14 protein-coding genes and 1 pseudogene are annotated in these 17,990 nt (G+C 73.3%); 6 read left to right on the top strand and 9 right to left on the bottom strand.

Translation table 11 applies throughout. The annotated features are described in order from the left end of the window. Positions 1 to 18: 18 nt before the first annotated feature. Positions 19 to 273, bottom strand: a pseudogene (locus Q2K19_RS09350) (phosphatase); the annotation flags it as partial. 239 nt (positions 274 to 512) lie between these two features. Between Q2K19_RS09350 and Q2K19_RS09345 the strand changes: the two are divergent. Beyond that, positions 513 to 1,007, top strand: a complete 495-nt coding sequence (locus Q2K19_RS09345; RefSeq protein ID WP_302772375.1) for a sigma-70 family RNA polymerase sigma factor — start codon at positions 513 to 515, stop codon at positions 1,005 to 1,007. Beyond that, complete coding sequence (locus Q2K19_RS09340) at positions 1,004 to 1,699, top strand: anti-sigma factor family protein (RefSeq protein WP_302769507.1); 696 nt, start codon at positions 1,004 to 1,006, stop codon at positions 1,697 to 1,699. The genes Q2K19_RS09345 and Q2K19_RS09340 overlap by 4 nt, the downstream gene beginning before the upstream one ends. A gap of 7 nt (positions 1,700 to 1,706) precedes the next feature. Here Q2K19_RS09340 and rarD read toward each other — a convergent pair whose 3' ends face one another. From rarD to eccE, 4 genes are all read right to left on the bottom strand, one after another. After that, positions 1,707 to 2,633, bottom strand: a complete 927-nt coding sequence (gene rarD / locus Q2K19_RS09335; protein WP_302769505.1) for an EamA family transporter RarD — start codon at positions 2,631 to 2,633, stop codon at positions 1,707 to 1,709. Beyond that, a complete protein-coding gene (locus Q2K19_RS09330) occupies positions 2,630 to 3,118 on the bottom strand; it encodes a GNAT family N-acetyltransferase (RefSeq protein WP_302769504.1) in 489 nt (162 codons plus the stop codon). Before Q2K19_RS09330 ends, rarD begins: the two co-directional genes overlap by 4 nt. Before the next feature lie 96 nt (positions 3,119 to 3,214). Continuing rightward, complete coding sequence (locus Q2K19_RS09325) at positions 3,215 to 3,601, bottom strand: phage holin family protein (protein WP_302769502.1); 387 nt, start codon at positions 3,599 to 3,601, stop codon at positions 3,215 to 3,217. 51 nt (positions 3,602 to 3,652) lie between these two features. After that, positions 3,653 to 5,464 carry a type VII secretion protein EccE gene (gene eccE / locus Q2K19_RS09320; protein WP_302769500.1) on the bottom strand — a complete coding sequence of 604 codons (1,812 nt, stop codon included), beginning with the start codon at positions 5,462 to 5,464 and terminating at the stop codon, positions 3,653 to 3,655. A gap of 253 nt (positions 5,465 to 5,717) precedes the next feature. Between eccE and Q2K19_RS09315 the strand changes: the two genes are divergently transcribed. Both Q2K19_RS09315 and Q2K19_RS09310 read left to right on the top strand, forming a co-directional pair. Then, the gene (locus tag Q2K19_RS09315) at positions 5,718 to 6,035 is read left to right on the top strand and encodes a WXG100 family type VII secretion target (RefSeq protein ID WP_302772373.1); all 318 of its coding nucleotides are present in this window, start codon (positions 5,718 to 5,720) and stop codon (positions 6,033 to 6,035) included. Between the two features lie 18 nt (positions 6,036 to 6,053). Continuing rightward, positions 6,054 to 6,347: a WXG100 family type VII secretion target gene (locus Q2K19_RS09310; RefSeq protein ID WP_302769498.1), complete on the top strand. Its 294-nt coding sequence runs from the start codon at positions 6,054 to 6,056 to the stop codon at positions 6,345 to 6,347. A 21-nt stretch (positions 6,348 to 6,368) separates the two neighbouring features. Here the strand turns inward: Q2K19_RS09310 and mycP are convergent, their stop codons facing one another. Continuing rightward, positions 6,369 to 7,574: a type VII secretion-associated serine protease mycosin gene (gene mycP / locus Q2K19_RS09305; protein WP_302769496.1), complete on the bottom strand. Its 1,206-nt coding sequence runs from the start codon at positions 7,572 to 7,574 to the stop codon at positions 6,369 to 6,371. A 141-nt stretch (positions 7,575 to 7,715) separates the two neighbouring features. On the opposite strand from mycP, the gene Q2K19_RS33310 reads away from it, so the two are divergent. Both Q2K19_RS33310 and Q2K19_RS09290 read left to right on the top strand, forming a co-directional pair. Beyond that, positions 7,716 to 11,291: an SseB family protein gene (locus Q2K19_RS33310; RefSeq protein WP_368046131.1), complete on the top strand. Its 3,576-nt coding sequence runs from the start codon at positions 7,716 to 7,718 to the stop codon at positions 11,289 to 11,291. Then, entirely contained in the window at positions 11,288 to 11,653 is a 366-nt protein-coding gene (locus tag Q2K19_RS09290) for a hypothetical protein (RefSeq protein ID WP_302769494.1), read from the top strand. The genes Q2K19_RS33310 and Q2K19_RS09290 overlap by 4 nt, the downstream gene beginning before the upstream one ends. 1 nt (position 11,654) lies before the next feature. On the opposite strand, the gene Q2K19_RS09285 is transcribed toward Q2K19_RS09290, so the two are convergent. The 3 genes from Q2K19_RS09285 to Q2K19_RS09275 all read right to left on the bottom strand — a co-directional run bounded on the left by Q2K19_RS09285 (position 11,655) and on the right by Q2K19_RS09275 (position 17,804). Next, a complete protein-coding gene (locus tag Q2K19_RS09285; protein WP_302769492.1) occupies positions 11,655 to 12,587 on the bottom strand; it encodes an alpha/beta fold hydrolase in 933 nt (310 codons plus the stop codon). Between the two features lie 167 nt (positions 12,588 to 12,754). After that, complete coding sequence (locus tag Q2K19_RS09280; protein ID WP_302772368.1) at positions 12,755 to 15,178, bottom strand: immune inhibitor A domain-containing protein; 2,424 nt, start codon at positions 15,176 to 15,178, stop codon at positions 12,755 to 12,757. Positions 15,179 to 15,464: 286 nt separating this feature from the next. Continuing rightward, positions 15,465 to 17,804, bottom strand: a complete 2,340-nt coding sequence (locus Q2K19_RS09275; protein WP_302769490.1) for an immune inhibitor A domain-containing protein — start codon at positions 17,802 to 17,804, stop codon at positions 15,465 to 15,467. Between the last annotated feature and the right edge of the window lie 186 nt (positions 17,805 to 17,990).

Here is a 17,990-nt window from a genome sequence, read left to right as displayed (position 1 = left end):
CTTGGCGAAGTCGCCGTCCGGCCAGGTGGAGGCCGGGTTCGCGCCGGCCACGGTCCCGCCGAAGCCGAGCACCAGGGCGCCGACGGCGCCGGCGCGGACCACGCCGCGCCGGGACACCTCGGCCTCCACCAGGTCCCCCAAGTACGGGTTGGCGGACGAGTTCGGCACCGGGTGGTCGCAGGCGTTGCCGCACCGGTACTGGCAGGTCATCGCGTCGCGGGCGCCGTGCCGGGGGGAGCCCAGCAGCGGGAGCAGCCGGGGACGGTCGCTCATGCGGTGGAGCCTCCTGATCGGGCGTCGGTGGCGCGCCGGATTCACGCGCGCGCGTACGGCCCGGACCCTGCCAGTGCCCGGTGAGCCGATGTCGGCGCTACCGTGAACCGGACGTGAACAAGCTCCGTGGTGACCTGCGGCTGAACCGTTCGGCGTCACCGCACGTATGGAGGGGCGAACGCATCGCTGGTCTCGCCGCCGGAAGCGAGGTAACCGTCATCAGCGACCACGACGCCCAACTGCTGCGCGCGCTGCACGACGAGCACGCCGACGCGCTCTTCGCGCATGCCCTCCGGCTGGTGAACGGGGACCGGTCGCGGGCCGAGGACCTGGTGCAGGAGACGCTGCTGCGGGCCTGGCGGCACCCGGAGGCGCTGGACCCCACCCGCGGCTCGGTGCGGGCCTGGCTCTTCACCACCGCGCGTAACCTGGCCATCGACGCCTGGCGGCGCCGGTCCACCCGGGTCGGGGAGGTGTACACCGACGAGCTGCCCGAGCCCCCCGAGACGGTCGACGAAACGGAGCGCGCGGTGGAGGCGTGGACCGTGGCGGAGGCGTTGAACCGGCTCAGCCCCACCCATCGTGAAGTCCTCGTGGAGTGCTTCTACCAGGGCAGGTCGGTGGCGGAGGCGGCCACCCGACTGGGGGTGCCGCCGGGCACGGTGAAGTCCCGGACCCACTACGCACTGCGCTCACTACGACTGGTCCTGGCCGAGATGGGGGTGACCGGATGACCCGCTGCGAGTTCGCGCACGACGACGGCGCGTACGTGCTGGGTGCCCTCGCTCCCGCCGAGCGGGCCGTCTACGAGCGGCACCTGGCCGGCTGCGCGACCTGCCGGGAGGCGGTGGCCGAGATCGCCGTGCTGCCCGGCCTGCTGGGCCGACTCGACCCGGCCGGGCTGGAGCAGTTCCTGCCAGCGGCGTCGGAGAACTCCCGGGTGCCCGCGCTGCTCGACGCCGCCCGGGAGCAGCGGCGCCGCGAGCGGTTCCGGTCCCGCCGCCGGTACGCGCTGACCGCGCTCGCCGCGGCCGTCCTCGCCGTGCTGGCCGGCGTCGGGGTGAGCCTGGTCCGCCCGGCCGCCCCGCCGGCGCCGCCGGTGACGCAGGTGACGCTGACCGCGATGCGGCCGGTCGACGGCTCGGTCCCGCTGCATGCCGAGGTCGGGCTGACCGACAAGAAGTGGGGCACCGAGGTCACCGTGCACTGCGGGTACGACCAGCGGACCGGTCACCGCGAGGCGTATACCTTCCGGCTGGTGGCGCACGGCCCGGACGGCGCGACGGAGCAGGTCGCCACGTGGCTGGCCGCTCCCGGGGACAACCTCCGCATGACCGGCGCCACCCACTTCACCCACGGCGAACTGGTCCGCCTCGAACTGCTGCGCGCCGACGGCAGTCCCGTCCTCGCCTACGACCTCCGCTGAACCGGGTTCAGCGGGTCGCGGCGGGGACCGGGGTGGCGGTGGCGCGCGCCTCGGCCCGGGTCCGGCGGGCGTTGCGCAGGGCGTCGACGGTGAAGACGATCAGGGCGAGCCAGACCAGGCCGAAGCCGGCCAGCCGGGCCGGTGGCATCGGCTCGTGGTAGATCAGCACCCCGCAGCCGAGCTGAAGGATCGGGCCGACGTACTGGAGCATGCCGATGGTGGTCAGCGGCAGCCGGTTGGCCGCCCCGGCGAAGAGCAGCAACGGGATGGCGGTGGCCGCGCCGGCCAGCACCAGCAGCGCGGTGTGCCCGGTCGAGACGTGCCCGAAGGTGGCCGCGCCGCGCCGGGTCAGCCAGCCCAGGTAGGCCAGCGCCGGCAGCGCCAGCACCGCCGACTCGACGAAGAGCCCCTCCGCGGCGGGCAGCCCGAGCCGCTTCTTGACCAGCCCGTACCCGGCGAAGCTGAAGGCCAGGACGAGGGCCAGGTAGGGCAGCCGGCCGTAGTCGACGGCCAGCACCGCCACGGCGAGGCCGCCGACGCCGAGCGCCGCCCACTGCGCCGGGCGCAGCCGCTCGCGCAGCAGGAAGACCCCGATCAGCACGATGACCAGCGGGTTGATGAAGTAGCCGAGCGCGGTCTCCACCACCCGGTCGGAGTTCACCCCGTAGATGTAGGTGCCCCAGTTGACGGCGATCAGCGCGGCCGCAGCGGCGATGCCGGCCAGCGCCCGGGGGCGGCGGGCCAGCGCGCGCAGGAAGCCGATGTTGCGCATCGCCGCCAGCACCAGCGCCACGAAGACCACCGACCAGACGATCCGGTGGGCTAGGATCTCCACCGGTCCGGCCGGGCGGAGCAGCTTCAGGTAGATCGGGAAGAAACCCCAGATGAAGTACGCGCCGAAGCCGTACAGGTAGCCGAGGCGGATCTGGTTCACGCCTCCACCGTAAGTGGTGAAGCGCCGCTTTGGTCCTTTCCGGTGACCTGGGTCACCCGTCGGTCCAGCTCCATCCAGCGGTCCGCGGCGACCGGGGTGAAACCGACCTTGGCGTACACCCCGTGGGCGTCGTCCGTGGCCAGCACGATCCGGCGTACGCCCAACTCGGCCAGGTGGTCGCGGACCGCCCCGGCCAGCCAGGTACCCAGCCCCCGACCTCGCTCGGCCCGGTCCACGTACACGTCGCAGAGCCAGCCGAAGGTGGCCCCGTCGGTCACCGCCCGGGCGACCGCCACCTGCCGCCCGTCCTCCGGCCGGTAGACGCCGAACCCGACCGAGCCGGCGAAGGCCCGCTCGACCGTGTCGCGCCCCCGCCCGAGCGCCCAGTACGCGTCGGTGGAGAGCCAGTGGTGCACCCGGTCGAGGTCGAGTCGGGCCGGGTCGGTGCTGATCTGGTAGCCGTCGGGCCGGGTCAGGGTGAACACCCGCTCGACGCTACTGCCGGCGCACCCGCCCTTCGCCAGCCAATTCCCGCCCACTGGCCTGGCCGGTGGGCGGGAATCGACGGGTGATGTGCGGGATCAGTCGCGGTCCAGGACGGCGCCGAGGATCCAGGTAACGATGCCGACGAAGAGCGCGCCCAGCACCGCGGCCGGCCAGAAGCCGTCCACGTGGAACGGCAGCCCGGCCTGGCCGGCGATCCAGCTGGTGAGCAGGAAGAGCAAACCGTTGACCACCAGCGCGATCAGGCCGAGGGTCAGCAGGTAGAAGCCGCAGCCGACGGTCTTGATGACCGGCTGGAGCACGGCGTTGACCACGCCGAAGATCGCCGCGACCAGCACCAGCGTGATCACCTTGTCGGTGACCGACCCGGTGTTCAGCGTGATGCCCGGGATGAGCAGGGTGGCGAGCCAGAAGGCCACCGCGGTCGAGCCCAGCCGGATCAGAAGACCCTTCAGAAAATCCATGGCCGGGATCGTGCCATGCCGCGTCGACTCGCGGAACCCACGCGGACCGGCTCAGCGGCGGCGCGGGCGACCGACCAGTTGCGACTCGATCGGCGTCGGGGAAAGCAGCGCCCAGCGCAGCGCCCGCCGGTTGACCACGGCGACCATGTCGTCGCGGATCCGGGTCAGCCACTCCGCCGAGCCGCTGAGACCGAGCGCCGCGCCGGCCAGCGCCGCCTCGTCCGGGTCGAGCGGCTGCAGGATCGCCAGGTCGGCCCGGGCGAGCGCCGGCGCGTCGGCCGGGGTCAGCTCGTCCCGGACCACCAGGACCGACCGCCAGGCCCCCGGAACACCGACCTCGGGCGGCACCGGGCCGGCGTCGACCACCACCAGCAGCGGTTGTAGCGGTGAACTCGGCGCGCCGCCCACCGGCCGTCCGGGTGGGATCAGCGGCACCGCCCCACCGGGCGCGCCCACCGCGCGGGCGAACGGCTCCCACACCCGGGGCCGGGCGGTCTGCACCACCACCCGCGCACCGAGAGCCAGCGCGCGCAGCACCATGAGCTGGGCGGCGCGCACCCCGCCGACGAGGAACAGCCGGGTGTCCCCGGGGCCGAAGAGCCGGACGGTCACCGGGCGGCCGTGCCGGTTGGCCCCGAGCATCAGCCCGGACTCGTCCAGGGCGAGTTCCAGCCCCTCCAGGTCCGCGCGGGCGGCCGCCGGGGTGCCCCGGGCCGCCGCCAGCGGCAGGGTGGCGGCCAGGCCGTCCAGGTGCTCGCCGTCGAGCCGGCGGACCTCCGCGCCCAGGTCGTCGGCGAGCCGGCGCAGCGCCCGGTCGGCGATCGAGAGCTCCGCCCCGGTCCAGGCGGCCAGCCGTACGGTCAACTCCACCGGGACCGGCGCGGCGTCGGTGCCGGCGCGCGGGCCGACGCCGAGCGAGACGGTGCCGGCGGTGGCCGGCAGCGCCAGCAACCGGGGCACCAGCCGTCGCCCCACGTCGGTGCCCGGGCCCGGCCAGCGGCGCAGCCGGTAGGTGGCCTGCACCAGCCCGCCCGCCGTCACCGCGTGCCAGGTCTCGCGGACCGGCGCGCCGACGTCGTGGTGGGCCAACTCGGCCACCACCCGGAGGGCGGCCCGCCCGCCCAGCGGACGCCCGGTCAGCGGGCCGAGCCGGCGGACGATCCGCCGGACCGCGCCGGAGAGCGCCCGGCGCAACTCCTCGTCCGACCAGCCGTCGGCCCGGAGCACCCGGACCGCCAGCACGGCCCGGGCCCGTCCGGCCAGCCGCCCGTCGGTGAGCTGGCGGTACGACGTCCCGGCGGTGCCGGCCCCGGCGGCCGGCGTGGGGGCGGGCGAGGCGGAGAGCAGGAGCTGGATCCGGACCGGGGGGCTCTCCGGGCCGGGTGGGGGCAGCAGGGACAGCGGCCCGGGAAGGGACCGTGGGCCGTCGCCCAGCAGGTCGTCCGGGTCTCCGATCTCCAGCAGCGCGGTCATCCCGGCCACGTCGTCCACCACGCCGGCCGGAACACCGGCCAGCTCGGCGGGGTGCACCGACGCCCCCGGGGCCACCAGCCCCAGCAGCGCTTCCGGCCCGGCGGTGGCCGGCAGCGCCCGGCGCCGGGTCAGGTGCCCGAGACCGACCAGCAGCCACTCGTAGAGCCACCGGCCGCGCCACCGCACCCACGTCCCGGGCAGCAGCAGCGCCGCCAGCAGCAGGGCGGCCGCGGTCACCGTCACGCCCCGGCCGACGCCCGCGACGAGCACCGCGACCGCGACCTGCGCCGCCACCACCTGCCCGGCCCGTACGGGCGGGGCGGGGCGGACCGCCGACCCGGGCGCGGGAGGGGCCGCGGGCACCGGCCCCGTGGTCGTGGTCGCCGTCACCGGGCCTTCCTCGCGCGCACGATGCCGCCTCCGCCTGCTCGTCGGGTGACGTTGCCGTGGCTCATCGTAAGGCTTCGTTGTCCACAGGGGATGTTGAGGGGTAGCAGAACCGGAGTCAGGCGACTACCGTCAGCGACGAGTTCCGTCGAGCGCGTGCCGTCCCCCTTTCCCGATTCCGGTTCCGCGCTCCGGCGAGTCCACAGTGGTCGCCATCGCGACCAGCCACGACCGAGGAGACGAGGTGACGTCCGGGGTGTCCCAGACCCAGGCAGAAGCCGCGGTGCTGCAGCAGACCGCCGCGAAGTTCGAGCAGGTGGACCAGTCGTTGCAGAGCATGCTCAGCGGCCTGATGGCCGAGCTGGAGGTGTTGCAGCAGGCCTGGCGGGGCGCCGGCGGGCGGTCGTTCGAGCAGGTCAAGCAGCAGTGGGCGCAGGACCAGACGGCCCTCCAGCGGGCCCTGCGGGAGACCGCGACCGCCATCCGCACCGCCGGCCAGCAGTACGACGTCTCGGACACCGAGGCCGCCGGCCGGGTGGCCGGCACCCACCGCAGCATCCAGCTGCCGCTCTGACCCAGGAAGGACGATGTCATGGACCACGGTGTGCTGGTCGTCAACTTCGCCGCGCTGCAGCAGGCCGCCGCGGACATCCAGAAGGCGCTGAACACGCTCGACAGCCAGCTCGGGCAGCTCGAGCGGGACGCCGCGCCGCTGGTCGCGAGCTGGTCCGGCGAGGCCCGCGAGGCGTACGAGCAGCGGCAGGCGCGGTGGCGGGCCGCCTCGCAGGACCTCCAGGCCATGCTGCGCGACATCAAGCTGGCGGTGGAGGACTCCGCCGCCGACTACCTCGACACCGAGAAGCGCAACGCCAACCTCTTCCAGTGACCACCCGCGCGGGCGGGTGGGTCAGGTTGGGTCGGCGGGGCGCCAGCGGCGGCGGGCGCCGCGCGGCAGCACCGTGGCCAGGAGCGCCACCAGGACGGCCGCCGCTGCGGTGGCGCCGGCCACCAGGAGCGCGCGGTGCCGGGCCGTCGCTCGACGCGCCTGCCGGGCCAGCTCGGCCGGATCCGGCCGATCGACCGCCAGTGCCGCACCCCGCGGGGGCTGGCCGGCCGCCGTCGCGGGCGACTCGGTCACCGCCCGGTACGGGTTCAGCACCCCCGCCCCGTAGCCGTCCGCGCGCCCCGGGGCCGGGTCGGCGCCGGCCACGATCCGTCGGGCCACCTCGGCGGCGCTCAACTCGGGGCGGTACTGGCGGAGCAGCGCCGCGGTGGCGGCCACGAACGGGGTGGCGTAGCTCGTGCCCTCCGCCCGCTGGTGCCCCTGCCCGGGCGCGGCCATCAGCACGTCGCTGCCCGGGGCGACCAGGTCGACGTACGGGCCGGTCTGGGAGAAGGCGGAACGGTTGCCGTCCGCCCCGATCGCCCCCACCCCGAGCACCCCGTCGTACGCCGCCGGGTACGGCCGCGGGTCGCCGCTGTCGTGCAGGTTGCCGGCGGCGGCCACCACCACGACGTCCCGGCGGGCCGCGTAGGCGACCGCGGCGCGCACCGCCGGATTGTCCGCGTACAGCACGACGGAGAGGTTGAGCACGTCGGCGTCGTGGTCCACCGCCCACCGGATGGCCCGGGCGAAGTCGGCCGCGCCGACCGTACGCCCCGACTCCCGCCCCGCCACGACCTGCTGCTCACTGACCCGTACGGGCAGGATGCGGGCGTCCGGTGCCAGTCCCCGGAACGCCACGCCCGGGCGGGGCGGCGCCGCGATGATGCTCGCCACGAAGGTGCCGTGCCCGGCGCAGTCCCGGGTGCCGTCCCCGCCCGGGTCGAGGAAGTCGGCACCGGCGAGCACCCGCCCGGCGAGCTGCGGATGGCGACGGTCCACGCCGGAGTCGATGACCGCCACGACCACCCCGGCGCCGGTGGCCAGCGGGGCGAGCCGGTCGGGTGTGTATCGCTGCTGGGGCCACGGCTGGGCCGGCACGGGGCGGGCCGGCGCGGGTGGCGCGGCACACGCCGACGGGGCGCGGGCCCCTGCCGGGGTGGCCGGCAGCACGGTGGCAAGGACGGTCGCCAGGACGGCCAGGGCCGGGTGCGCGGTGGGCCGGGACATCGACCGCCTCCGTATCGTGTCGACTCCGGAACGCGATGTTAACGTCTCGCCGCAGGGCCGGTGGCCAGCCATTGTGATCTTGCTAGCACCTTGTAGGTTGTAGGCGATGCCTGTGGCCTGTGTGCGGAAGGAGAGGTGGCCGTGACCGGATGGGAGCCGGCCACCGAGGCCGAGGTGGCGATGCGCGACGCGCTGCGCGCCCAGGACCAGCAGCTCTACTTCCGCATCCTGACCCGGGTCGACCTGCTGCTGCCGGTCTCCGCCCAAGGGCTCGCCGGGCAGGCTCCGACGGGTTGGGGGACCTGGACCACCGGCGGCCGGACGCACGTCCTCGCATTCACCTCCGTCACCGCGATGCGGGCCTGCCTGGGGGAGAACGCCGGCGCCACCCGGCGCGTCCCGTACGCCGACCTGGCCGCCGGCTGGCCCAACCACGAGTGGTGGCTCGCGGTCAATCCGGGCCTCCCGATCGAGGGCTACCTGCCCGCCTGGTTCGTGGCTCAGCTGTCCCGGGGCGACGTCCGGCTGCCAGGGCGGACGATGGGCGCGCGGGCCCGGCTGGAGCGGGTCGAGAACGCCGCCCGCGCCCGGACCGAGACGGACGCCACCGGCCGGGACATGCCGACCGCGCCGGTGTCAGCGGGCCCGCCCGCCGCCGCCGTCCCGGCGTCACCCGGCTTCCCCGCCGCGGCACCGGCGGCCGCGTTCGCCCCGGCGCCAGCGACTCCCGCCGGTCCGGCGTCGCCTTCCGCCGGCTCCGCAGCACCGACCGCCGGCTCACCAGCCTCCGGCTCGGCATCACCGAGTTCCGGCCGGGCGTCGGCGGCCGGCGCGACGTCGCCGAGCGCCGGCCGGGCGTCGGCGGCCTCCTTCGCGCCGGCCGGCCGGGCGTCCGCCGCGCCGGTGCCACCCGCCGCCGGCGGCTCCGCCCCGGACCCGGCGGTGGAGTCGGCGACCGTGCAGCTCCCGCCCGCCCCCAGCCCGCCGGCTCGGCCCGCCGCGCCGAGCGGCGCCGGGTCCCCGCTGCCGCCGATCCCCCGCCGCCCGGAGCCGAATGGCTTCCTCGCCGCGAACCGCCTCGGACCCCACGGCCGGCGAGCCGAGGACGAGCCGGGAGCCCGCGACGCGTGGCCCGGTCAGGCGAACGGCGCTCCGGCGGCCGCGCCGCCCGCCGATCGCGCCGCTGTGGACCGTTCCGCCTCCGGCTCCGACCCGGGCGGCGACAGCCTCTCCGGCTGGCTCAGCGACCTGCGCCGCCGCCCCGACGAGCCGGACGCGTTCGGCGGCGCCGGCCGCTCCGGCAGCCCGCCGGGCCGCTCCGGCGAGCCCGCGCCGCCGCGCCCGGCCCGGTCGTTCTTCGAACCCTCCGGCCAGTCGTCCCGCCGCCCGTCCCCGCTGGATCCGTCCCAGCGGACCGGGGAGCGGGCGGCGCCGCCGTCCCGGTTCGCCGGTGGCGGTCAGCCGTTCCCGCGCCGCCGGCCGCTGAGCGAACCGGTGCCCGAGGATCCCACCCGGGCGTTCCGCACGGACGGCGGCGAGACCACGCCGGCGCTCCGCCCGGCCGAGGAGCCCACCCGGCCGTTCCGTCCCGTGCCGCCACCGGCCGCTGGCGAGGAGGCGACCCAGTCGCTGCCCCGACGCCGTCCCCAGCCGCCCGACGCGCCGGGCGCGGCGGCGCCGGACGCGGGCGAGCGGACGCAGCCCATCCCGCCGGCACCGGGCGACGCCGGCTTCGGCGTCCCGGCCGAGGCGGAGGAGTTGCCCCCGTCGATCGCCGAGCCGGTGTCCGGCCCGCCGGCCTCGCGCCGGGGCTTCTCGCCGATCGTCATCGAGGGCACCATCATCGAGTCCCGGGACCTCACCGAGCCCGAGGAGCCCGCCCCGGCCCGCCCGGTCCCCGGCCCGGCCCCGGTGGTGCCCGAACCGTACGCGGTGCCCACCGTGCCCGCCGCCAGCTCCGCGCTGGCCGGCGCGACGGCACCGCCGGAGTACCGGGGGGAGAGCGCCGGGCCGGCCGGACCCTGGGCCGGTTCGGCCGAACCCACCGTGCCGCTGGCCGTGGAGCCACTCGCCCAGCGCGTCGACGCGGGAGCGCCCGCGCCGTACGGCGAGCGCCCCGCCGAGCCGGTCCGCCCGTCGGGGGAGAGTTCATTCGCGCCGCCCGCCCCCGTTGAGCGGGCCGAGCCGGACCCTGCCGACGGCGGGCGCGACCGCTCCGTCGCGTCGTTGTTCGAACCGATCGAGCCGCCCGCCGAGGCGACCATGCCGCTGTTCGACCGGATCACCGCACCGGCCGAGCAGACCCAGCTGTTGTTTCCGCCCGCCCCACCGGTTGAGGAGCAGCCCCAGCTGTTGTTCCCGCCCGCCCCACCGGTTGAGGAGCAGACCCAGCCGTTGTTCCCGCCCGCCCCACCGGTTGAGGAGCGGACCCAGCTGTTGTTCCCGCCTGCCCCACCGGTTGAGGAGCGGACCGAATCCCTGTTCCCGCCCGCTCCGCCAACGGGCGAGCGAACGGAGTCCCTGTTCCCGCCCGCTCCGCCAGCGGGGGAGCGGACCGGGTCGACGGCGACGGACGAACCGGCCGGGTCGCTCTTCGAGCCCCCCGCGCCGGCGCAGCCGGGCAGCGCGTCCGCCGGCGAGCCCACCGGCTCCCCGACGGCGCCGACAGCGCCGCCGGCCGGGCCGGCTGCCGGAGCCACCTCGCGCGTCGACGGTACGCCGGCCGCGCCGGGCCCGGTGCCGGCCGACTTCGTGCCGGCGAACGAGGTGGAGGAGGAGCTGCTGGCCGCGGTGAGCAGTGGCAGCACCGACGGGTTCCTCACCACCCTGCTGCTGGCCCGGGTGCTGCTGCCGGTGGCCGCCGACTCCGGGCCGGCGAGCCGACCCGGCGAGGCGGGCTTCGTCTGGCGTACCGAGCAGCTCGACGGCGGGACGTATGTGGTGGTCTACACCTCGCCGGAGCGGCTGGCCGACCGCGCCGACGGTCCGGTCGAGACGGTACGCGTGAAGTTCGTCCAGCTCATCCGCCGCTGGCCGGACGAGAACTGGTCGTTCGCGGTGAACCCGGGCAGCCCGGTCGGGGCGACGTACCCCGGCGAGCAGGTCCTGGCGCTGGCCAACTGGGCCGCCGAGGTGGGCCTCGGCGACGAGCCGGAGGGGGAGCCGGAGCGGCCCGCCGCCGAGGCGGAGCCGGCGGCCGCCGGCCGGCCCGCGCCGCCGCCGGTGGACCGGACCCGCCCGGTGACCATGCAGAAGGTGATCGCCCCGAGTCAGCTCGCCTACTACCTGGAGCGCGGCTACGACCGGGTCTCCGGCTTCGTGCACCGGGCCAACGAGTTGGCCCACCTGCGCACCCCGACCGAGCTGTACGACGCGCTCGGCCTCGGCCACCCGGGTTCGCCGTTCTCCCGCGACGCCGAGGAGATCTACGTGCTGCGCTGGCCGGTGTACCGGCCGAGTCTCTACCGCATCCCGTACGGCGGGCAGAACGAGGCCGCGATGCGGGCCATGGAGGGCTGGGTGATCGAGCGTCCTCCGTTCCGCGGCAACGGGTTCGCCCCCGGGGAAACCAGCGACGTGGTCGCGGAGTTCAAGGTGGACAGTGCCCGGCTGCCGCACGGCGCGGAGCTGTGCCGGATCGGCGCGGACGGCACCGAGCGGGTGGTCGCGGTGCTGGACACCGACGCGCTGCTCTGGCGACGGGTGGACGCGGCGTGACCCGGGACGGCTACGTGGCCCGCTGGCGGGGCCGGGAGTACCAGGCCAGCCCGGACGGCGACGACGTCCGCCTCTACCAGCCCGAACCGGGCGAGGGCTTCCAGGAGGTACGCCCCGGCCGGTACGTCCGGGTGGTGCCGGCCGCCGAGGTCGAGGACCTGGCGTACGTCCGGACCACCTGCACCTGGCAGGGGCAGCCGTTCATCGTGCTGGCCGAGCATGAGGGCTGGCTGCGGGTGGAGTACACCGGCGGTCGCTGGCCGGTCGCCCGGGCGATGGGGCTGGAGGCCTTCGACTTCGGCGTCTATCAGGGCTGGGCGCCGGCCCGGGAGGTCGTCGACCTGCGTGAGCAGCGGGTCTGAGTCAGGACTTCGTCCAGCGCAGCACCTCGCCGAGCACCACCTCCGGGGCCTCCACGTGCGGGAAGTGGCCCACTCCCTCGAGCAGCCGCCACTCGTACGGGGCGGTGACGTAGCGGCCGGACCCCTGGGCGGTGCGCGGCAGGGAGGCCCGGTCCAGCGCGCCGTGCAGCTGGAGGGTCGGCGTGACCAGCGGCTTCTGCATCAGCTTGACGAACCGGTAGCCGTGCAGCCGCAGCGCCGACCGGAACGCCCACCGGTAGCCCTCCAGCGCGCAGAAGGCCGCCTGCGGGATCCGCATGGCCACCCGGCAGCACCGGGCGTACGCCTCGAAGTCCGGGCCGTTGACCCACTGCGGACCGCCCCAGCGGCGCAGGATCGTCGCCACCTCGGCGGCGTCGTCCCGGGTCAGCACGTGTTCGTAGCGGGGGAGCTGGAACTTCAGCGTCGGGGTGGAGGCGGTGAACTGGCCGCGCGGGTCGGCGAAGATGGCCGCCCGGAGCCGGAGCGGGTGCGGTGCGCCCAGCACCACCAGCCGCCGGACCAGCGCGGGATGGAACGAGGCGGCGGTCCAGGCGATGAGCCCACCGGCGCCGCTGCCCACCAGCGTCGCCGACCGCTCACCGAGGGCACGGATCAGCCCGGCCACGTCGGCGGCGAGCGTGTAGCCGTCGTACCCCCGGGGGGGCTTGTCGCTCGCGCCGTACCCGCGCAGGTCGACCGCGACCGCCCGGAACCCCGCGTCGGCGACCGCCGGCAGCATCTCCTGCCAGGCGTACCAGTATTCGGGGAAGCCGTGCAGGAAGAGCACCATCGGACCGGTGCCGGCCTCGACGACGTGGAAGCGGCTGCCGTTGGCGCCGACGAACCGGTGCGTCCACGGCCCCTCGGGGAGGACGCAGGACTCGTCGACGGGCCCGCCGCGCTGGTCGGTCATGGGGCACAGCCTAGGGCCGGTACCGCACGGATGGCCCCGCAGGTGGCGAGGATCAGGGGATTCTCCGGGACGGCGCCGGAGCCGCCGCGGCCGGCCCGGCGCCGGACAGGGCGATGCCCGGGCAGGTCGGCTGCCCGGGCATCGCTGGTGTCGCGGCGATCAGCGGCTCAGGAGAAGCGGACCTTCAGCGAGGTGCCGTCCTGCTTGAGAACCTTGATCTTGACGCCGGCGGCGGGGAGCTTGACGCCGTGGTTCGGCAGCTCCGGGTACCAGTACTGCTTGGTGTCGTCGAACAGCGGCTGCGCGGCCTGGCCACGGATGTACTGCGGCTGGCTGTTGATGTGCAGCGTGAACGAGTCCGCCTTGGTCAGGCTGAACGGGGCGTCGTAGACCTGGACCCGGGCCCGCCAGGGCTGGCCGGTCAGGTTGTAGATCGGGCGCGGGTGCGCGTCGATGTACAGGTTGCGACCCTCACCCGGGTGTCCGAAGGCACCGGTGTCGTTGTCCGCCCAGCGGAGGTTCCAGTACGAGATCAGCAGACCCTGCTGGTACGCGTAGTGGTCCACCCAGTCGGGCCGGGTGTTCAGGTACCCGAAGTAGTACGGGCCGGTCTTCAGGTACTTGTCGTACGAGACGTAGGACCGGTTGCCGGCGATGTAGTAGTTGGCGAAGTCCCGGGTGTAGGTCTCCTCCGCGATGCTCCAGCCCTTGACCGCCCAGTCCCCGGTGCCGTTCTCGGCACCGTCGCTGAGCAGGGTCTGCCCGTCGGCGGTCACGGTGATCGCGTCACCGAAGAAGCCGCCCAGGGAGAGCCCGCCGTCGGTGAGGTAGTGGAACCGGAACTGCACCGGCTTGCCGGCCACCGCGTCCAGCGGGAGGTTGATGTCCACCCACCTGCCGCCGCTGCTGCCGGAGAGTGCGGGCCGCGGGTCGGTCTTCGACACCGGCGGGAGGGGCTTGCCGTCCACGGTGCCGGGCAGCGCTGTCCAGGTGCTGCCACCGTCCGTGGACGCCTCGAAGAAGAGGTAGTCGAAGCCGGACTCGATGGAGTAGCGCCCCTTGAGCGAGATCGCTGCCGTCGACTTTCCGGTGAGGTCGATGCTCCTGGTCAGCGTGTTGTCCAGGTTGTCGTCGTTACCGGAGAAGTACTGCTTAGTCCCCTCGAACGGCTTGCCGTTGTTGAAGGTGTACGTCCGCGGGGGAAGCACCACCACGGCGGCCTGGGCCTGCTTGGAGTTGTACTCCTGCGGGCCGAGGTCCAGGGTGCGCTTCTGCCCGGCCTTGACCACCTCGTAGTCGAGCCAGCCGAGCTGGAGCTTGTTCCAGGCGCCCAGGTCGCCGCCGCGCTCGCCGATGCCGCCGTCGTTCTTGCCGCTGAGCCGGCTCTGGGCCATCAGGGTCCAGTGCTCGTTGTTGTTGTCCCCACCGCTGATGACGTTGTAGTCGTCCGGCAGACCGAGGTCGTGGCCGTACTCGTGGTAGAAGACACTGCGGCCGCCGTTCTCCGGCTGGATGGTGTAGTCACGGATCCAGACGCCGGTGCCGCCGATCTCGGTGCCGCCGATCTTGTTGAAGTCGGGGCCGACCGGCGACGTGTTGTACGCCGACCAGCGGTGGCTCCAGATGGCGTCCTCACCCTGGTGCGGGTCACCGTCGGCCTGGTCGCCGCCGGAGTGGACGATCTGGAAGTGGTCGATGTAGCCGTCCGGCTCGTTGAAGTTGCCGTCACCGTCGTAGTCGAACCGGTCCCACTGGTCGAACGACTGCATGTCGGCCTTGATCTGGGCGTCGGTGCGACCCTTGGCCTTCTGGTCGGCCACCCACTGGTTGGCGGCGTCCCGGACCAGGTCCCAGGTGTTCTGGCAGACGTTGCTGTCGCAGACCGCAGGGTCGTTGGCCGGGTTGTCCGAGTCGTCCGCGATCGGGTCGTCCGAGCGGCCGTACCGGGCCTCGTTGTACTTGACCTTCACCCAGTCGGTGACCTCGCCGTCCACGCTGTACCGCCCGGACGACTGGGCCTCGTAATACTGCTTGAGCGACTCGTCGCCCGGCTTGGTGCCGAAGTACAGCTGGCGGAAGTGCTCCGGGCTGTAGTCCGCCTGCCAGACGGTGGAGTTGTCCACGGCCCGGCTCGGTGCCGGGATCTCGTCGTGCCGCGGTCCGTCGAACCGCGTCGGGCCGGGAATGTTGGGGTCGGTGTCCTTGTCCGGGTAGGCGGGATCCCGCTCGTCGCCGAACTCGGCGAGGATCACGAAGATCTTGTCGGTCCGCTCCCGGGCCAGCTCGACGTACTGGTCCTTCTTGCCGGCCTTGCCCGGGGCTGCGGCCCGGGCGCCGGCGGTCTCGCCGACCTTGACGACGGTGCTGCCGTTGATCTTCTGTGGCTTGGCCTTGCCGGAGAGGACCTCGCTCAGGCCCTCCTGGCGCAGCGTGCGGCGCTTTTCCTCGGCCTTGTCCGGCAGATCGTGATCGGCCTGGGCGGGCTCGGCGACCGACGGCGCGGACGCCGGCAGCTTCGGCGCCGGCGCGGCGCTGGCGGTCGTGCCCGCCACCAGTCCCGTCGCCGTCAACGAAAGCCCGAGCAGACCCACTGCGACTTTGCGCACGTGGAATCCTTCCGGTGTGAGGGAACCGGCCCAACGGGGGTACGGGCCGGCGAAGACGTCCCACTAGTGGGACCACTGGTGAAGATAGACACTCCCGTGACGGGTGGGAAGACACGCGCGTCGATTTGTAGCAACTTCTTGATGGGAAAGCTGCACACCGTCACATCCGGATCGGCCGATGTCTGCCCTCATCAGGGCGAACACCTCCGGGGTACGCGAAAGGGGCCGGTGGCGTCGCCGCCACCGGCCCCTTCCGGTTGGTGCTACCCGATCAGTTGCTGACCTTGACGACCATGTCGCTGGTCGGGGTGTTGCCCTGCTGCAGGATCTCGATGCTGGTGCCGGTACCGGCCACCTTCACCGAGTTCCACGCGTTGCCCGAGGACCAGTACGCCCCGATGCCGTTGTCCTTGAACACCGGGTGCGGCTCGAGCTCCGGAACCGTGACCGCCACACCGTTCTTGTGGAAGGTCTGGGCCGGCTTCGCGTACAGGCTGAACGTGGCGTCGTAGCCGTTGCGCCGGTTGCTGATGGTGCCCTGGCCGCCGACGTTGATCTTGTCCGGGCGGACGTCAACCGGGAGGTTGAGGCCGTAGCCCGGGTGCTGCGACGTGTTGTTGTCGCCGTACGCGTAGTTCACGTACCAGACCAACATGCCGGGCTGGTTCGAGAACCGCTCCACCCAGTTGGGCCGGGTGTTGTTGAACCCGTAGTTGTACCCACCGGTCCGCAGCGTGTCGTCGTAACCGAAGTAGGTCCGGTTCTCGGCGATGTAGAAGCGGGGGTAGACGTCCGTCACGGTGCCGGTGATCCGCTTGAAGCCCCGCACCGCCCAGTCCGCCGACAGCGTCTCCGCGTCGTCGGTCCAGGCGACGGCGCCGTCCTTGGTCAGCGAGATGTTGTCCATGAACGGGCCGGCGTAGTGCACGCCGCCGTCGGTGGAGTAGCGGTACCGGAACTTGATGGTCTGGCCGGCGTACGCCGACAGGTCGTAGGTCGAGTCGACCCACTGGCCGTTGCTGGAGCCGTCGATGCCGGTCTGGACCTTGCCGTTGACCGTGTCGTGCAGGTTGTTGGTCAGGGACTTCCAGCTGACGCCGCCGTTGGTGGACACCTCGGCGAAGAGGTAGTCGTAGTTCTCTTCGGTGTCGTACTGCAGCTTCGACGTGATCGACGCGGACTTCACGCCGGTCAGGTCGATGGTGCGGGTGAGCGTGCTCTTCAGGTCGTCAGCGGCGCCGCCCCACCACTCGTACGAGCCCCCGAACGGGGTGTTGTAGTTCGTGGTCTGGGTCTGGGTCGGCAGGTTGACGATGACGGCCTGGGCCTTCGGGCCCGTGCTGTCGCCGGCCGGTCCGAGCGTCACCTGGGTGGTGCCGCTCTTCTCGTCGACGACGCTGTACTTCAGCCAGCCCAGGAAAAGCTTCGACCACGGGTCCATGTAGCCCGGGGTCGAACCGATGTCGTCAGTGCCGTGGCTCAGCCACGAACCCGAGGACATCAGGGTCCAGAACCCGGTGCCGTTGTCGCCACCCGCGGTGTCGTACAGGTCCGGCAGGCCGAGGTCGTGGCCGTACTCGTGGGTGAAGACGCCGAGACCGCCGTTCTCCGGCTCGGTGGTGTAGTCACCGATCCAGAGGCCGGTGTCGCCGATCTGCACGCCACCGTTGAGGTTGCCGGTCGGGCCGATTTCACCCTCGCCCGCGGCGACGCGCCATCGGTGCGACCAGATGGCGTCCGCGCCCTGGGCGCCGCCGCCGGCTTCCTCGCCCTCACCCGCGTGCACCGCCTGGAAGTGGTCGATGTAGCCGTCGGGCTCGTTGAAGTTGCCGTCGCCGTCGAAGTCGTACCGGTCCCAGACGTCGAACTGCTTGAGGTAGTCCTTGATCTGCTCCGGCGTCTTCCCCGCCTTGGCCTGGGACTCGTACCAGGCCGTGGCGGTGTCACCGACGAAGCTCCAGTAGCCGTCGTCCTCGGTGATGTCCTGCGGGTCGTCCGGGTTGCCGTTGCGGCCGTACCGGGCCTCGTTGTACGGCACGGTGACCCAGTCGCTGACGTCGCCGCCGACCGTGTACCGGCCCCCGGACTGCTTCAGGTAGAAGTCCCGGAACGACTCGCCCTCACCGTAGAACATGTCCATGTAGTGCTCGCGGTGGAAGTCCGAGCGCCACAGGGTGCTGTTGTCGTCGGTGGAGCTGCCGTCCCAGTTGCGGTCCGGCTCGGGGATCTGGTTGACCACCGGGCCGGGCTGGCCACCAGCCTTGGGGTGAATCTTGTCGCCGAAGTTGACCAGGACGGTGAAGATCGGGTCGACCTTCGGCGCCTGCTGGTACTCGACGAACAGGTCGTCCTTGACCTGGATGACCTTCGAGCCGTTGCGCGTCTGAAGCTTGGCCTTGCCCTGCAGCAGGGCGGAGATCGCCTGCTTCTTGAGCTCCCGCTGCTGATCCGCCTTGGGATCGGGCAGGTTGTCCTTGCCGTGCTTCGCCTTGTCGACGCTCGGGGTGGGCTCCGCCGCGGGGGTGGCGGCGGACGCCGGTGCCGTGGCGACACCGGCTGCCAGCAGCGCGGCCGCGGCCGAGGCCAGGCCCGCTGTGACTCGTCTCCTCAAAGGTCCTCCTCCTTTGTGGATCTGTTACACGACAGAGACAGCCATGGCTATCGCTGTCATGTCATGCGTCACTCACAATGACAGAGGTTTGCATCCTTGTCACCGGTCAATTACCGGGACGACGGCCCTTCTTTCCCGGCCAAATCGGGATCAAAGCATCCGGTAGTTCGGCGTCGAATTACATCA

It is taken from the genome of Micromonospora sp. NBRC 110009 (genome assembly GCF_030518795.1).
Lineage (GTDB): Bacteria > Actinomycetota > Actinomycetes > Mycobacteriales > Micromonosporaceae > Micromonospora.
Note: the sequence above shows the minus strand (reverse complement) of the source record. Positions and strands in the feature narration are given on the sequence as shown.

Excerpts from the sequence above, each read along its gene's own strand:
- Q2K19_RS09340 (WP_302769507.1), top strand. The coding sequence starts at position 1,004 with ATGACCCGCTGCGAGTTCGCGCACGACGACGGCGCGTACGTGCTGGGT.
- Q2K19_RS09325 (WP_302769502.1), bottom strand. The coding sequence starts at position 3,601 with ATGGATTTTCTGAAGGGTCTTCTGATCCGGCTGGGCTCGACCGCGGTG.
- Q2K19_RS09310 (WP_302769498.1), top strand. The coding sequence starts at position 6,054 with ATGGACCACGGTGTGCTGGTCGTCAACTTCGCCGCGCTGCAGCAGGCC.
- mycP (WP_302769496.1), bottom strand. The coding sequence starts at position 7,574 with ATGTCCCGGCCCACCGCGCACCCGGCCCTGGCCGTCCTGGCGACCGTC.
- Q2K19_RS09285 (WP_302769492.1), bottom strand. The coding sequence starts at position 12,587 with ATGACCGACCAGCGCGGCGGGCCCGTCGACGAGTCCTGCGTCCTCCCC.